The sequence below is a fragment of the Oricola sp. genome (genome assembly GCF_022763245.1).
Taxonomy (GTDB): Bacteria; Pseudomonadota; Alphaproteobacteria; order Rhizobiales; family Rhizobiaceae; genus Oricola.
In genome coordinates, this window is record NZ_JALEGV010000040.1 from 332689 (window position 1) to 345925 (window position 13237).

General features: G+C 66.5%; 10 protein-coding genes. 4 read left to right on the forward strand and 6 right to left on the reverse strand.

The genetic code is table 11. From position 1 onward, the window contains the following. The first annotated feature begins 27 nt into the window (after positions 1 to 27). A complete protein-coding gene (locus MRY80_RS19045; protein WP_293292646.1) occupies positions 28 to 1290 on the forward strand; it encodes a CapA family protein in 1263 nt (420 codons plus the stop codon). A gap of 107 nt (positions 1291 to 1397) precedes the next feature. Continuing rightward, positions 1398 to 2006, forward strand: a complete 609-nt coding sequence (locus MRY80_RS19050; protein ID WP_293292647.1) for a BA14K family protein — start codon at positions 1398 to 1400, stop codon at positions 2004 to 2006. Positions 2007 to 2141: 135 nt separating this feature from the next. Here the strand turns inward: MRY80_RS19050 and parC are convergent, their stop codons facing one another. Then, on the reverse strand, positions 2142 to 4424 hold the full coding sequence (gene parC / locus MRY80_RS19055) for a DNA topoisomerase IV subunit A (protein WP_293292648.1): 2283 nt from the start codon (positions 4422 to 4424) through the stop codon (positions 2142 to 2144). Between the two features lie 236 nt (positions 4425 to 4660). On the opposite strand from parC, the gene MRY80_RS19060 reads away from it, so the two are divergent. Next, positions 4661 to 6082, forward strand: a complete 1422-nt coding sequence (locus MRY80_RS19060) for an EAL domain-containing protein (RefSeq protein WP_293292649.1) — start codon at positions 4661 to 4663, stop codon at positions 6080 to 6082. On the opposite strand, the gene galE is transcribed toward MRY80_RS19060, so the two are convergent. Further along, complete coding sequence (galE, locus tag MRY80_RS19065) at positions 6060 to 7049, reverse strand: UDP-glucose 4-epimerase GalE (RefSeq protein WP_293292650.1); 990 nt, start codon at positions 7047 to 7049, stop codon at positions 6060 to 6062. The genes MRY80_RS19060 and galE overlap by 23 nt on opposite strands. Before the next feature lie 129 nt (positions 7050 to 7178). Here galE and alc point away from each other — a divergent pair, with 129 nt between their 5' ends. Beyond that, on the forward strand, positions 7179 to 8195 hold the full coding sequence (gene alc / locus MRY80_RS19070; RefSeq protein WP_293292651.1) for an allantoicase: 1017 nt from the start codon (positions 7179 to 7181) through the stop codon (positions 8193 to 8195). Positions 8196 to 8199: 4 nt separating this feature from the next. Here alc and MRY80_RS19075 read toward each other — a convergent pair whose 3' ends face one another. The 4 genes from MRY80_RS19075 to mscL form a co-directional block, all read right to left on the reverse strand. Then, positions 8200 to 9540, reverse strand: a complete 1341-nt coding sequence (locus MRY80_RS19075) for an HlyD family type I secretion periplasmic adaptor subunit (RefSeq protein ID WP_293292652.1) — start codon at positions 9538 to 9540, stop codon at positions 8200 to 8202. A 3-nt stretch (positions 9541 to 9543) separates the two neighbouring features. Further along, on the reverse strand, positions 9544 to 11385 hold the full coding sequence (locus MRY80_RS19080) for a type I secretion system permease/ATPase (protein ID WP_293292653.1): 1842 nt from the start codon (positions 11383 to 11385) through the stop codon (positions 9544 to 9546). Positions 11386 to 11456: 71 nt separating this feature from the next. Further along, positions 11457 to 12647 carry a pyridoxal phosphate-dependent aminotransferase gene (locus MRY80_RS19085; protein WP_293292654.1) on the reverse strand — a complete coding sequence of 397 codons (1191 nt, stop codon included), beginning with the start codon at positions 12645 to 12647 and terminating at the stop codon, positions 11457 to 11459. A 75-nt stretch (positions 12648 to 12722) separates the two neighbouring features. After that, positions 12723 to 13136 (reverse strand): large conductance mechanosensitive channel protein MscL, encoded by a 414-nt coding sequence (mscL, locus tag MRY80_RS19090; RefSeq protein WP_293293051.1) that lies wholly within the window; start codon positions 13134 to 13136, stop codon positions 12723 to 12725. Positions 13137 to 13237: the final 101 nt, after the last annotated feature.

Genomic DNA, 13237 nt, shown 5'->3' on the forward strand with positions numbered 1-13237 from the left:
CCGCATCGGTGAGGGTTTGACGATCACGTGAGCGACACAGAGATCAGCCTGTTCATCGCGGGCGACGCCATCATTACCGTCCCCTGGTCGGATTGCGACGAGCCGGCGTTTCGGGCTCTCGTGGACGAGATGCGGGCGTGCGACCTGACGCTCATGAATCTCGAAACAGTCATCCGGTCCGACAAGGGCTATCCGCAGGCCGACAGCGGCGGCACATGGACGAGTTCGCCGCCCGAGATCGCTTCGGAACTCGCCTGGGCGGGTGTGAACATGGTCTCCCACGCCAACAACCACGCCTTCGACTACGGAACCGGCGGCATCCTCGAAACGCTGCATCATGTCGAGCAGGCCGGCATCGTGCTGTCCGGCTCCGGGCCCGACCTGCAGGCCGCGCGCGCGCCGCGCCATGTGCAGGCGAAGGGAGCGATGGTCGGCCACGTCTCGCTTGCCGCCAGTTTCGTGCCCTATGGCCGGGCGTCCCATTCGCGGCCGGACGTCGCGGGCCGGCCGGGCATCAACCCGCTGCGCATCGACAAGGACACGGTGTTCGTCGTTCCGGACTACGTGGTCGGCCTTCTGAAGCGGTTCGACGCGATGTGCGGAAAGAGCACGCACCGATATGTCGAGAAGCGCTTCACCAAGGCCCATCTGACGCTGGAGGCCGGCGACCGGTTCGGCGTTCTGAAGCGCGGGCGTCTGCGCGAAAGCGACCGGGCTGGAAACCTGGAGGCGATCCGGTCCTGTTCCGATGCGGCGGACCTGACCATCGTCTCGATCCATTCGCACGATCAACGCAAATGGCTGCGCCGCTTCATCCTGGAAACGATCGAGGCGGGCGCGGACATCGTTCTCGTCCACGGCGTCCACCATGTGCGCGGCGTGGAGATCGTCTCCGGCAAGCCGGTCTTCCACGGGCTCGGAGATTTCGTCTACCAGACCGGACGCATTTCAGCGTTTCCCTCCGACGCCTATGAGAAACTCGGCATGGATGCCGGTTCTTCGCCAGAGGATTTCATCAAGGAATCGCGGCGACGTTCCAGGCTGTGGCGCAGGAGCACCTATGAGGGTTGCGCCGCGCGGATCGACTGGAAAAACGGAGAGCTCATCGGACTGCAGCTCCTGCCCGTCGATCTCGGCTTCGACGGCCCGGACACCCGGCTCGGGCGGCCGCACCGCGCGGATCCGCACCTGTCACGACGCATCATCGAGCGCATCGCCGCCGCGTCGAGAAAGCTGGGCACACGCGTGCGTTTCGTCGAGAGCGAGAGTGTCGGTCGGGTGGAGCTTTAGGCCACCTTCGGCCAGCCGGCAGCCACTTTGGCGAAGTTTTCCTGTGACCCTGCGGAACTTCTCCCACTTCCGGGCATTGTTTCTGCAACGCACAGGGAGACAAAAAAATGAAGCGGTTCCTGATGGTCATTGCCGGATTTGTGACGACTTCGGTCGTCTTCGCAGCCGGGGCAAGTGTGGCGATGGTGTTGTTCCTCGTCGATCCGGAAGACGGGTTCGAACCCGGGCAGGAAACGGCGGCCCTGTGGAACCCCAACCCGAACGCGTCCGACGTGCGCGTGATCTCGACGAACCGCTTCGAGGCCACTGACGAAGCCGACCTGGAAGACAGGCTGGCCGAGAGCGATGCCGGCAAGCCCGTGCTGGTCGCGAGCCTTGCGACGCCGGTTCTCGACGAACCGGAAGCGATGACCGACGCCTCCCCGGCCCTGCCCGAGGCGCATCTTGCCTGGTGCAGCGGCACCTATCGCTCCTACGACGCCAGTTCCAACACCTACACGCCCTATGGCGGCGGCACCGAAACCTGTGTCTCCCCCTATCTGGACGGCACCGCGACGGCCTCGACCGAACCCGTGCAGGTTGCCGACAACGGCGCACCGCGCCTCACCGAAGCGCATATTCGCGACTGCATGAACCGCTACCGGTCCTACCGGGTGTCGGACAACACCTACCAGCCCTATGGCGACGTGCCGCGCCGCGAATGCGTCCGCCGCTAACAGGTGAGACGCCGGCGCCCTGCGCGCCCTGAACAGGCAAGGCCGGTCGCGAGACCGGCCTTGTTTCTTGCGTGAAGCCCCTGGACGTTCAGCCGCATCGGCCGGTTCCGTCGCCTCGAGCGACGGTGCGTCTCGTCAGGAGAAGCGACCGTTGCGCGGGAAGCCCTTCGGCACCATGCGGCCCGCGCCGGCGCGCGCGCCGAGCCATTCGGCGAGCTCGTCCTTCGTCCGGGTGAAGTTGCGGCCGGACGCGTCCTGCCAGGTCAGCCCTTCCTGAAGCGCGAAGACACGCAGATCGGCGATGCCGCCATCCTTGTAGCGCTGCAGGCGAACGCCCTTGCCGCGCGCCATTTCGGGGATCTGGACCAGCGGGAAGACCAGGAGCTTGCGGTTCTCGCCGACGACGGCGACCTGGTCGACCGCCGGCCCTTCCTCGCCGTCGAGCGGCAGGCGGATGCAGAGCTTGGCCTCGTCGGGCAGCTTGACGTTCATCACCTGCTTGCCCTTGCGGGTGTTGGCGATGATGTCGGCCTCCGGCACGACGAAGCCATTGCCGACGGCGGAGGCCACCAGGAGCCTGCCCTTCGGCCGGTAGACGAAGGCGGTGACGATGTCCTGGTCGTTGTCCATGTCGACCATGATGCGGATCGGCTCGCCGTGGCCGCGGCCGCCCGGCAGCCGATCGGCGCCGATCGTGTAGACCTTGCCGCCCGTGGTGAAGACGAGGATCTTGTCCGTCGTCACCGCGTGGAAGGCGAGCTTCAGCTTGTCGCCCTCCTTGAAGGACAGCGTCGACATGTCGGCCAGGTGGCCCTTCATGGCGCGCATCCAGCCCTTTTCGGAGACGACGACGGTGATCGGCTCCTTCTCGATCATCGCCTGCTGGACGGCCTCCAGGTCGATCTCGCCGGCCTCGCCGAAGGTGGAGCGGCGGGCGCCGATCTCGGTGTCCTTGCCGAACTTGTCGCGGACCTGGCCGATCTCCCAGGCGACCGTCTTCCACTGCAGTTCCTCGGAGGCGAGCAGCTTCTCGATGCCCTCCTTCTCGGCCATGAGGGCGTCGTGCTCCTTGCGGATCTCGATTTCCTCGAGCTTGTTGAGGGCCCGCAAGCGCAGATTGAGGATCGCGTCGGCCTGGACCTCCGTCAGGTCGAAGCGCTCGATGAGCTTCGCCTTCGGATCGTCCTCGAAGCGGATGATGCGGATGACCTCGTCGATGTTGAGATAGGCGACCAGGAAGCCGCCGAGCACCTCGAGCCGCTTCTCGATGATGCCGAGCCGGTTGCGCGACCGGCGCAGCAGCACGTCGCGGCGATGGTCGAGCCATTCGCGCAGCACTTCGCGCAGGTTCATGACCTTCGGCACGATGCCGCCCGACAGGACGTTCATGTTGAGCGGAACGCGGCTTTCCAGATCGGTCAGCTTGAACAGCGATTCCATCAGGATGTTCGGATCGACGGAGCGCGACTTCGGCTCCAGCACGACGCGGATGTCCTCGGCGCTCTCGTCGCGGACGTCTTCCAGAAGCGGGATCTTCTTGGCGATCAGCAATTCGGCGATCTTCTCGATCAGCCGCGACTTCTGCACCTGGTAGGGGATCTCGGTGACGATGATGACATAGCCGCCCCTGCCCGTGTCCTCCTTCTCCCAGCGGGCGCGGACGCGAAACGCGCCGCGGCCGGTCTTGTAGGATTCCAGGATCGAGGGCGCGGATTCCACGATGATGCCGCCGGTGGGGAAATCCGGGCCGGGCACGAATTCGACGAGCTTCTCGATGGAGGCGTTGGGATGCTTGATGAGATGCAGCGCGGCGTCGCACAGTTCGGCGGCGTTGTGCGGCGGGATGTTGGTGGCCATGCCGACCGCGATGCCGGACGAGCCGTTGGCGAGCAGGTTCGGGAAGGCGCCCGGCAGGACGATGGGTTCCTCGTCCTCCTCGTTGTAGGTCGGGCGGAAATCGACCGCGTCCTCGTTGATGCCTTCGAGCAGCAGCGTCGCGACCTCGGTCATGCGCGCTTCGGTGTAGCGCATGGCGGCCGCGTTATCGCCGTCGATATTGCCGAAATTTCCCTGCCCATCGACGAGCGGATAGCGCACCGCGAAATCCTGGCTCAGGCGCACCAGCGCGTCGTAGATCGCCTGGTCGCCATGCGGGTGGAACTTACCCATGACGTCGCCGACGATGCGGGCGCATTTCTTGTAGGCCTGTTGCGGATCGAGCCGCAGCAGGCGCATCGCGTGCAGGATGCGGCGGTGGACGGGCTTCAGGCCGTCGCGCGCATCGGGCAAGGCGCGATGCATGATCGTCGACAGCGCATAGGCGAGATAGCGTTCCTCGAGCGCCGACTTCAGATCGACCGGCTCGATTTCCTTGCCGGGACCGTCACCGGAACCGGGCGGGTTGACTTGCTTGGACATGCCAACCGGATAGCGGCGGCAGCGATTCGCGGCAAGTCGAAAGCCCGGAAACGCCGGGGTTTCGCCCAGCAATCGGCACCGGCGCCGACTGCGCGGCCCGCACCCGGCGACCGCGCGCCCCACCGCGCAAGACGGCATTGTAATAACGTTACGTCAGATTGCTAAGTTCCGTGGCCCCTAAACAACCAAGCGTTAAGACCGGACTGATACAGATCGATCGATACAGGGATTGTACCATGACGTATTCTGGCTCCGGCCTCGGACTGCTTTCGGATGAGCGCATCGACATTTCCGAGCGGCTTATTCGCAGCGAGGAAGACGGGCTGAAATCCCTCACCGACCCGGTGACGGGGCTCGGCAACCTGCGCCGGATGAAGACCAAGGCCGAAAAACTGATCGAACAGCGCGCCGACGATCCCGCGCCGTTCTCGCTCGGCCTCTTCAACATCGACCGGTTCCGGCCGGTCAACGACCTGTTCGGCCGCAAGGCCGGCGACGAGATCCTGTCGCAGGTCGCGCTGCGCATCTCGGCCGCCCTGCCCGAAGACGCGCTGCTGTCGCGCATTTCCGGCGACATGTTCGGCATGGTGCTGCCGACCTGCTTTTTCGAAAAGGACGCCGACCGGGTCGGCAACCTCCTGCGCGACGTCTTCACCGCCCCGTTCGACCTGGGCGAGCGCATCGTGCGGATGTCGGCCTCGTTCGGCTTCTGCCAGCATCCGTTCGCCGGCACGACCTTCGACGAGCTCTACGACAAATGCGAATCCGCGCTCTACCAGGCGCGTGAATCCGGTCCGGGCAGCGTGCGCGTGTACACCCACCAGATGGCCCGCGAGATGCGGCAGCGCACGCAGATGGAACAGGCGTTGCGCAAGGCCGTGGCGGCGCGCGAGATCGAGGCCCATTTCCAGCCGATCGTCCACCTGCAATCGAAGAAGGTGACCGGCTTCGAGTGCCTGGCGCGCTGGACGGACGCGGAACTGGGCGACGTCCCGCCGTCGGACTTCATCCCGATCGCGGAACAGGCCGGGTTCATCGACACGCTGACCAAGCTCCTGTTCGAAAAGGCGATCCGCTGCGCCAAGGAGTGGCCGGAAGACACCTTCCTGTCGTTCAACCTGTCCTCCGTGCAGCTCATCGACCCGACGACGGCGTTCGCGGTTCTGTCGATGGTGCAGAAGATGGATTTCGATCCGCGCCGCATCGAGATCGAGATCACCGAGACGGCGATGATGTCGGATCCGCGCACCGCCGCGATGATCATCAACGAGATGCGCGCCGTCGGCATGCGCGTCCTGCTCGACGATTTCGGCACCGGCCAGTCAAGCCTCGGGCGGCTGCGCGACTTCACCTTCGACAAGGTCAAGATCGACCGGTCCTTCATAGCCGCGCTGGACGAGACCGACGAGGCGAACCACATCGTGCGCGCCATCGTCAACATGTGCCAGGCGCTGCACCTGTCGGTGATCGCCGAGGGCATCGAGACGGCGGCGCATGCGGCCAAGCTGGTCGAACTCGGCTGCGAGGAAGGTCAGGGCTATTATTTCGGCCGGCCGGCCAATGCCCAGGAGACGCTGGCGCTGTTCTCCCAGGAATCCGTGCTGCGCGACGGCTATCTCGACTGCACGACCACCGCTAACGGTTGTTGCGGCGGCTGAGGCTGTCTTCCCAGGCAAGCGCCGAAGACACGATTTCCTCCAGATCGTCATGGGCGGGCTTCCAGTCGAAAGCCTCGCGCGCCAGATCCGAATTGGCCACGATCGCGACGGCGTCGCCGGCACGGCGCGGGCCGTAGCTGATCGGCAGCGGACGGCCGGTGACGCGCTGAACGCAGTCGAGGACCTCCAGCACCGAATAGCCGCGGCCATAGCCGCAATTGGCGATCAGGCTGTCGCCGCCATCGCGCAGGCGCTTGAGCGCCAGAAGGTGCGCGTTGGCAAGGTCGGTGACGTGGATGTAGTCGCGCAGGCAGGTGCCGTCGGGCGTCTCGTAATCCGTGCCGAAGACCTCGATGCCGGCGCGCTTGCCGAGCGCGGCCTCGCTGGCGACCTTGATGAGATGCGTGGCGCCGGCCGTCGACTGGCCCGTCCGGCCCTTCGGATCGGCGCCCGCGACGTTGAAATAGCGCAGCGCCGTGAACTTGAAATCATGCGCCCTGGCGACGTCGGCAAGGATGATCTCGGTCATCAGCTTGGACATGCCATAGGGCGAATCCGGGTTGCGCGGCTTGTCTTCCGTCACCGGATCGGACCCCACCGAACCGTAGACGGCGGCGGTGGAGGAAAAGATGAAGTGCTTCACGCCAGTCTCGACGGCGGTCTCGATCAGCGTTCGGGACCTGGAAGTGTTGTTGTCGTAGTAGAGCAGCGGATTGACGACGGATTCAGGCACGACGATCGAGCCGGCGAAATGGATGATCGCATCGACCCCGTGCTCCCGGATGACGCCTGCGACAAGGTCCTTGTCGGCGATGTCGCCCACCACGAGCCGGGCTTCTGGCGCCACCGCCCAGTCAAAGCCGGTCGACAGGCGATCGACCACCACCACGTCCTCGCCCGCGTCGAGCAGGGTCCACACCATGTGGCTGCCGATATAGCCAGCACCTCCCGTCACGAGAACCGTCATGCCGGTGCACTCCTTCCAAGCTTCTTTGCGCGCCCGCCATGTCATGGTATTGCCGCGACGCAAGATCCCAGGCGCCGGAACGCGGCGCCCTTCCCTGACGATACTCTACTCTCCAAGGCTTAATACTCGATGGACAAGAACGACTTCACCCGGCCCGAATTCGCAACGCGCTACCCGAACCTGGCCTCTGCCGGGCTCGGCGCGAAGATCGTCTCGGTCACGGACGACTTCTTCGCCGAGGCGCCACGCATGCTCGACGACGCCGATGCGGTCTTCATTCCGGACAAATATGACGACAACGGCAAGTGGATGGACGGCTGGGAGTCGCGCCGCAAGCGCGGTCCCGGCCACGACCATGTCGTCGTCGCGCTCGCCGCGCCGACCGTCATCCGCGGCTTCGACGTGGACACAGCGCATTTCACCGGCAACTATCCGCCGGCCTGTTCCATCGAAGCCTGCGCCCTGCCCGCCGGCGCGTCTCCCGACGACGCCACCGAATGGCAGGAGATCGTGGCGATGACGCCGCTCGGGCCGAGCGCGCATCACTACATCGCGCATGAGGACGCGTCCGCCTGGACACATGTGCGTCTGCACATCTATCCCGATGGCGGCGTGGCGCGGCTGCGCGTCTACGGCCTCGGACAGCCCTCGGCACATGCCGCCGGCGAGGAACTGGACCTCGCCTCGCTCGTCAACGGCGCGCGCATTGTCGCCTTTTCCGACGCGCATTACGGCAATTACCACCGCATGCTGACGCCGACCGCTTCGGTGAGCATGGGCGACGGATGGGAAACGCATCGCCGCCGCGAGCCGGGCAATGAGTGGATCATCGTCGCGCTGGCCGCACCGGGCCATGTCGACCGCACCGTCATCGACACCGCGTTCTACAAGGGCAACTGCCCGGTGAGCTGCTCGATCGACGCGGCCTACATGCCGGACGCGCTCGCCGCCGGGCCCGACGCCGACCAGATGCTGGTGACGGCTTCGATGTACTGGGAGCCGCTGCTCGACAAGCACCCGCTCAATCCCGACCGGGTGCACGAGTTCAACGACATCCTGCCGCACGGGCCGATCACCCATGTGCGGGTGAACATCCACCCGGATGGCGGCGTCGCGCGGTTCAAGCTGTTCGGCCGCAAGGCCTGACGCCTTACTGCTCGCGGAACGCCCGGTTGAAGGAATCCGTGAGCGGCTTGGCCAGATATTCGAAGAAGGTCCGCTCGCCCGTCGAGATCAACGCCTCGACGGGCATGCCCGGATAGATCTGGTCGCGATCGACGTCCGGCGGCAGTTCGTCGGTGATGCGCAGGCGCGCGATGAAGAAGGGCTGCCCCGACTTCGGGTCGATCAGCCGGTCCGGCGAGACATAGGTCACGCTGCCCGGCACCTGCGGCGTGGTGCGCATGTTGAGCGCGACGAAGCGCAGATCCGCGTCCTGACCCGGACGCACGATGTCGACGTCGCCCGGGCTGAGCTGCGCCTCGACGATAAGTTCGGAGCTGGTCGGCAGCAATTGCGCCATCGCCTCGCCCGGACCGACGACGCTGCCCGGCGTGTTCTGGTTGATGCGCACGATCAGCCCGTCGGACGGAGCACGGATGACGATGCGGGTCAGCACGTCGCGCGCGGCGCTCAGCAATTCCTCCGTCTCGCCGATCTGGGCAGTGACGTCGTTCAGTTCCGTCAGCGACTGCTCGACGCGCTGCGTGTCCTGGCGGACGAGCTGTTCCTTCGCCTCGGCGATCTGCGTGCGCGTCTGTTCGAGCTGAGCGGCGATCGCGCCGATCTGGCCGATGAGATCGGCCTGCGAACGCAGGAGCGCGGTGTATTCGGAGCGGTTGGTCAGCCCCTGATCCAGCAGCTTCTCCTTACGCTCGGTCTCCTCGCTGACGACGGCGAGCTGTTCTTCCAGCGCCCTCTTCTGGCTCTCGAAGCCGGCGATGGCGTCCTGCCCGGCGGCGACGCGCTGGTTGAGGATGACGACCTCGGACTTGAAGCGGGCCAGCCGGGCAAGGAATTCGGCGCGCTGTTCCTCGAGCACGTGGCCGAGCCCGTTTTCCTCGGCGAGCGCCTGCAGATCGGGCGCGAATGTCACGTCGGCAGCGTCGTCGCGCTGCGCCTGAAGGCGGGCCTTGCGCGCGCTGAGATTGATCCACTGCTTGGTGCGGGTGTTGAGCGTCGCGCGGGCGCGCGTGTCGTCCATCGTGAAGAGCGGATCGCCGGCCGACACCCGGTCGCCTTCGTGCACATGGATGGACTGGATGATGCCGCCTTCGAGATGCTGCACCACCTGGTTCTGGCCGGCCGCCGCGATGACGCCGGAGACGATCGCCGCGCCGCCGAGCGGAGCCGTCGCCGCCCAGACGCCGAAGACGCCGACGAAGAGCGCGATGGACGCATAGCCGAGCAACGCGACGCCGGCCGTGCCGGTGCGCACCGCGCCCGCCCAGTCGCCGGATGCCGGAGCCGACGGCTTTTGTGCCTTGGCCATCTCCTAGCCCTCCCGCTTCTTGGCGCCGCCGGGGATCGGCCGCATGCCGGGTCCGAAGGAGGCGAAGGGCGATTTGCCCGCCTCACCCTTTGCAGCGTCGTCTTTGGGCGGCTGCGGGTCGGGCGTGTCGGGCGGCGCGTCCTTGTTGAGATTGGCGGCCTGCTTGCGGCGCGCGGCCTCTTCCAGCGCCTTCTTCTTCTGGCGCGCCATGACCTCGTCGCGGGTGCCGTAATCCTCGATCTCGCCGTCGCGCACGAGCATCAGCGCGTCCACCTTCTCGATGATGGAGCGGCGCTGCGTGACGATGACGACCGTCGTCTTGCTGCGGCGGGCCTCTTCCAGCGCCAGTTCCAGCGCGCGGTCGCCGTCGGTGTCGAGATTGGCGTTGGGCTCGTCGAGGACGAGAAGGCTCGGCTCGCCGAAGAAGGCGCGCGCGAGGCCGACGCGCTGGCGCTGCCCGCCGGACAGCACCATGCCCTGCGGGCCGATCACGGTGTCATAGCCCTCGGGCATGGACTGGATGAGGTCATGGACATGGGCGCGCTGCGCCGCCGTGACGATGTCGGCGTCGGTATGGTCGGGCGTAAAGCGGGCGATGTTCTGGCCGATCGTGCCGGGCAGCAATTCGACGTCCTGCGGCAGATAGCCCAGGTGGCGGCCGAGATGGTCCGGATCCCAGTTGCGCAGGTCGGCGCCGTCGATGCGCACATGGCCCGACCGCGGCCGGATCGCGCCGACCAGCAGGCGCGCCAGCGTCGATTTGCCGGCGCCGCTCGGGCCGACCATGCCGACGACCGCGCCGGCGGGCACGCGAAACGATATGCGCTTGATGATCGGCCGGGCTTCCTTGTTGGCGCTGGGCGCCAGGTAGACGAGATCCTCGACATCGACGCGGCCGGCCGGCGCGGGCAGTTCGGTGCGCGGCTTCTCGGACGCGCGTTCCGCCATCGCCCTGGAAAACCGCACCCAGGCGGCGCGCACCTCGACGAACTGGCGCCAGCCGCCGATCACCTGGTCGATCGGCTGCAGGCCGCGGCCGGAGATGATCGAAGCGGCGAAGATCATGCCCGCGGTCATCTCGTCATGCAGCACCAGCCACGCGCCGAAGCCGAGCATGGCGACCTGCAGCCCCAGGCGCAGGAACCGCGACAGGCCGGTGAAGAAGGCGTTGATGCGGGCGACGTCGTCACTGGCGGTCAGAGCCGGCGCGTGCTGGTTGCCCCAGGCGGCGATGGCGTTGCCGGTCATGCCCATGGCGCGCAGCGTCTCGGCGTTGCGGACGAAGGACTGGGCGGTCATCATCGCCGCGATGTTGTGTTCCGACGACCGGCGCACCGCGGCCGAACTGGCCAACTGGTTGGCGACGGCGGCGCAGGCGAGGATGACAGACCCGGCCGCCGCCAGCCAGAACAGGACCGGGTGGATCAGCCAGAGCAGGCCGATGAAGAAGGGCGCGAAGGGCAGGTCGAACAGGGCGAAGGCCGAGCGGGAGTCGATGAAGGAGCGCACGGCCGACAGGTCGCGCAGCGTCTGCACGTCGCCCAGCGGCGCGCGCGGCGACTCCATCGCCGCCATCATCGCGTCGGCGCTCTGCGCCACGTCGAGCCGCGCGGCGATGCGGTTGGCGTAGATGGCGCGCACGGTCTCCAGCACGGCCAGCAGAAGCAGGGCGGCAGCAGCCAGAATGGACAGGAAGAACAGCGTCTCGATCGACGACGACGGCAGGATGCGGTCATAGACCTGCAGCATGTAGATCGGCATGACCAGCATCAGCGCGTTCACGAAGAACGAGAATATGCCGATCTCGACGATCGCCCGCCTGACATGCATCATACCCGACCGCATCGCCTCATCCCCGTCCGCAGCGTCAATGCAATACCATCAAGCAGGGAATTCTTACAAATCCGTGCGTTTGTTCAGTCGGATGCCGCAATGTAGCGTTGCAGTCGATCGCCGGCTTCGGCCAGTTGCCCGAGATCGCGGTTGAAGCAGAGCCGGAAGAAGCCCTCGCCCTCCGGGCCGAAGGCGATGCCCGGCGCGAGGCCGACGCCGGTCTCGTCGACGATGCGCTTGGCGCTCGCCATGCTGTCGGTCACGCCGTCGATGGCGAAGAACAGGTAGAACGCGCCCTGCGGGCGGGCGAAGCGCGCGCGTCCGGTGGCTCTCAGCGCCGTGGTGACGATGTCGAGCCCCTCGGCGGCGCGGGCAACGTGTTCGGCAACGAAATCGTCGCCCCCGTCGAGCGCCGCCTGCGCGCCGCGCTGCAGGAATTGCGGCACGCCGGAGGTGGAATACTGGACCAGGTTTTCGAGCACCGGCATCAGGGCCGGCGGCGCCTTGATCCAGCCGACGCGCCAGCCCGTCATCGCCCAGTTCTTGGAGAAGCTGTTGACGTAGAGGATGCGGTCCTGTGGCGACTGGATGTCGAGGAAGGACGGCGCGCGGCTGCCCTCGCCGTACCAGAACAGCGAATAGATCTCGTCGGCGACGATCCAGAGGTCCCGGCGGCGGGCGATGTCGAGGATGGCCGACAGGGTCTCGCGCGTCGCCGCCCAGCCGGTCGGGTTGGAGGGCGTGTTGATGAAGAGCGCCCGTGTGCGCGGCGTGACGGCGGCTTCCAGCCTTTCAAGGTCGAGCGTCCAGCCGTTTTCGGAGAAATCGAGTTCGACCGGGACCGCCTTGCCGCCGGCGACTTCGAGCGCGGCGGGGAAATTCGGCCAGGCGGGCGCCAGATAGACGCATTCGTCGCCCGCGCCCGCGACGGCCTGCAGCGCGAGCTGGATCGCCTGCATGCCGGAGCCGGTGACGATGTAGTCGTGCGGCCCGGTCTCGATGCCGAAATGGCGGGTGAAATAGCGGGCCAGCGCCTCACGCAGCGGCGGAATGCCCTGCTGCCAGGTGTAGAAGGTCTCGCCGCCGATCAGCGCGTCGGCCGCGGGCCTCGAGATGAACTCCGGCGTCGGCTGATCGCCCTCGCCGACCCAGAGCGGGATCAGCCCGGCGCGGTCACGCGCATATTGGAAGACCTCGACGATCCCGCTCGCCGGCGCGTCGCGGGCCTCCCGGCGCAGCGCGAATCCGTCGAGCCCGGCAGCATTCTCGTTCATGTCGTGTCCTTGGATGAAGGCGCCGACGGGCTGCCCCGGCGCAAGGCCGGGGCGCTCGCGAACGGCGTGGGGCCGCTATTTCTTCAGGAGATCGCGGATCTCGGTCAGCAGCGCGACATCGGCCGGCGGCGCGGGCGGAGCGGCGGGCGCTTCCTCCTGCTTGCGGCGCAGGCTGTTCACGCCCTTGACCATCAGGAAGATGATCCAGGCGAGGATCAGGAAGTTCAGAACCTGGGTGATGAAGGCGCCATAGGCGAGCACGGCGCCCTGTTCGCGGGCACCCTCCAGCGTCGACGCGGTGACGCCGGACGCCAGCGGCAGGAAATACTCCGTGAAATCGAAGCCGCCGAAGATCGCGCCGACGATCGGCATGATGACGTCGTCCGTGAGGGACTTCACGATGCCGCCAAAGGCCCCACCGATGATGACACCCACGGCGAGGTCCATCACGTTGCCCTTGGAAATAAACTCCTTGAATTCGTTGACCATGCTCATGATACGTCTCCGATCCGGTCCGTGTCGCCCCAAACGCCTAAGCCGTAGCGCGCTGCGGCACCCAGCGCCAGACGGCAAATCTGGCAAGCGGCAAA

Bases quoted from the DNA above. Each gene is read 5' to 3' on its own strand.
- MRY80_RS19050 (WP_293292647.1), top strand. From the start codon at position 1,398: ATGAAGCGGTTCCTGATGGTCATTGCCGGATTTGTGACGACTTCGGTC.
- parC (WP_293292648.1), bottom strand. From the start codon at position 4,424: ATGTCCAAGCAAGTCAACCCGCCCGGTTCCGGTGACGGTCCCGGCAAG.
- MRY80_RS19060 (WP_293292649.1), top strand. From the start codon at position 4,661: ATGACGTATTCTGGCTCCGGCCTCGGACTGCTTTCGGATGAGCGCATC.
- galE (WP_293292650.1), bottom strand. From the start codon at position 7,049: ATGACGGTTCTCGTGACGGGAGGTGCTGGCTATATCGGCAGCCACATG.
- alc (WP_293292651.1), top strand. From the start codon at position 7,179: ATGGACAAGAACGACTTCACCCGGCCCGAATTCGCAACGCGCTACCCG.
- MRY80_RS19075 (WP_293292652.1), bottom strand. From the start codon at position 9,540: ATGGCCAAGGCACAAAAGCCGTCGGCTCCGGCATCCGGCGACTGGGCG.
- MRY80_RS19080 (WP_293292653.1), bottom strand. From the start codon at position 11,385: ATGCGGTCGGGTATGATGCATGTCAGGCGGGCGATCGTCGAGATCGGC.
- MRY80_RS19085 (WP_293292654.1), bottom strand. From the start codon at position 12,647: ATGAACGAGAATGCTGCCGGGCTCGACGGATTCGCGCTGCGCCGGGAG.
- mscL (WP_293293051.1), bottom strand. From the start codon at position 13,136: ATGGTCAACGAATTCAAGGAGTTTATTTCCAAGGGCAACGTGATGGAC.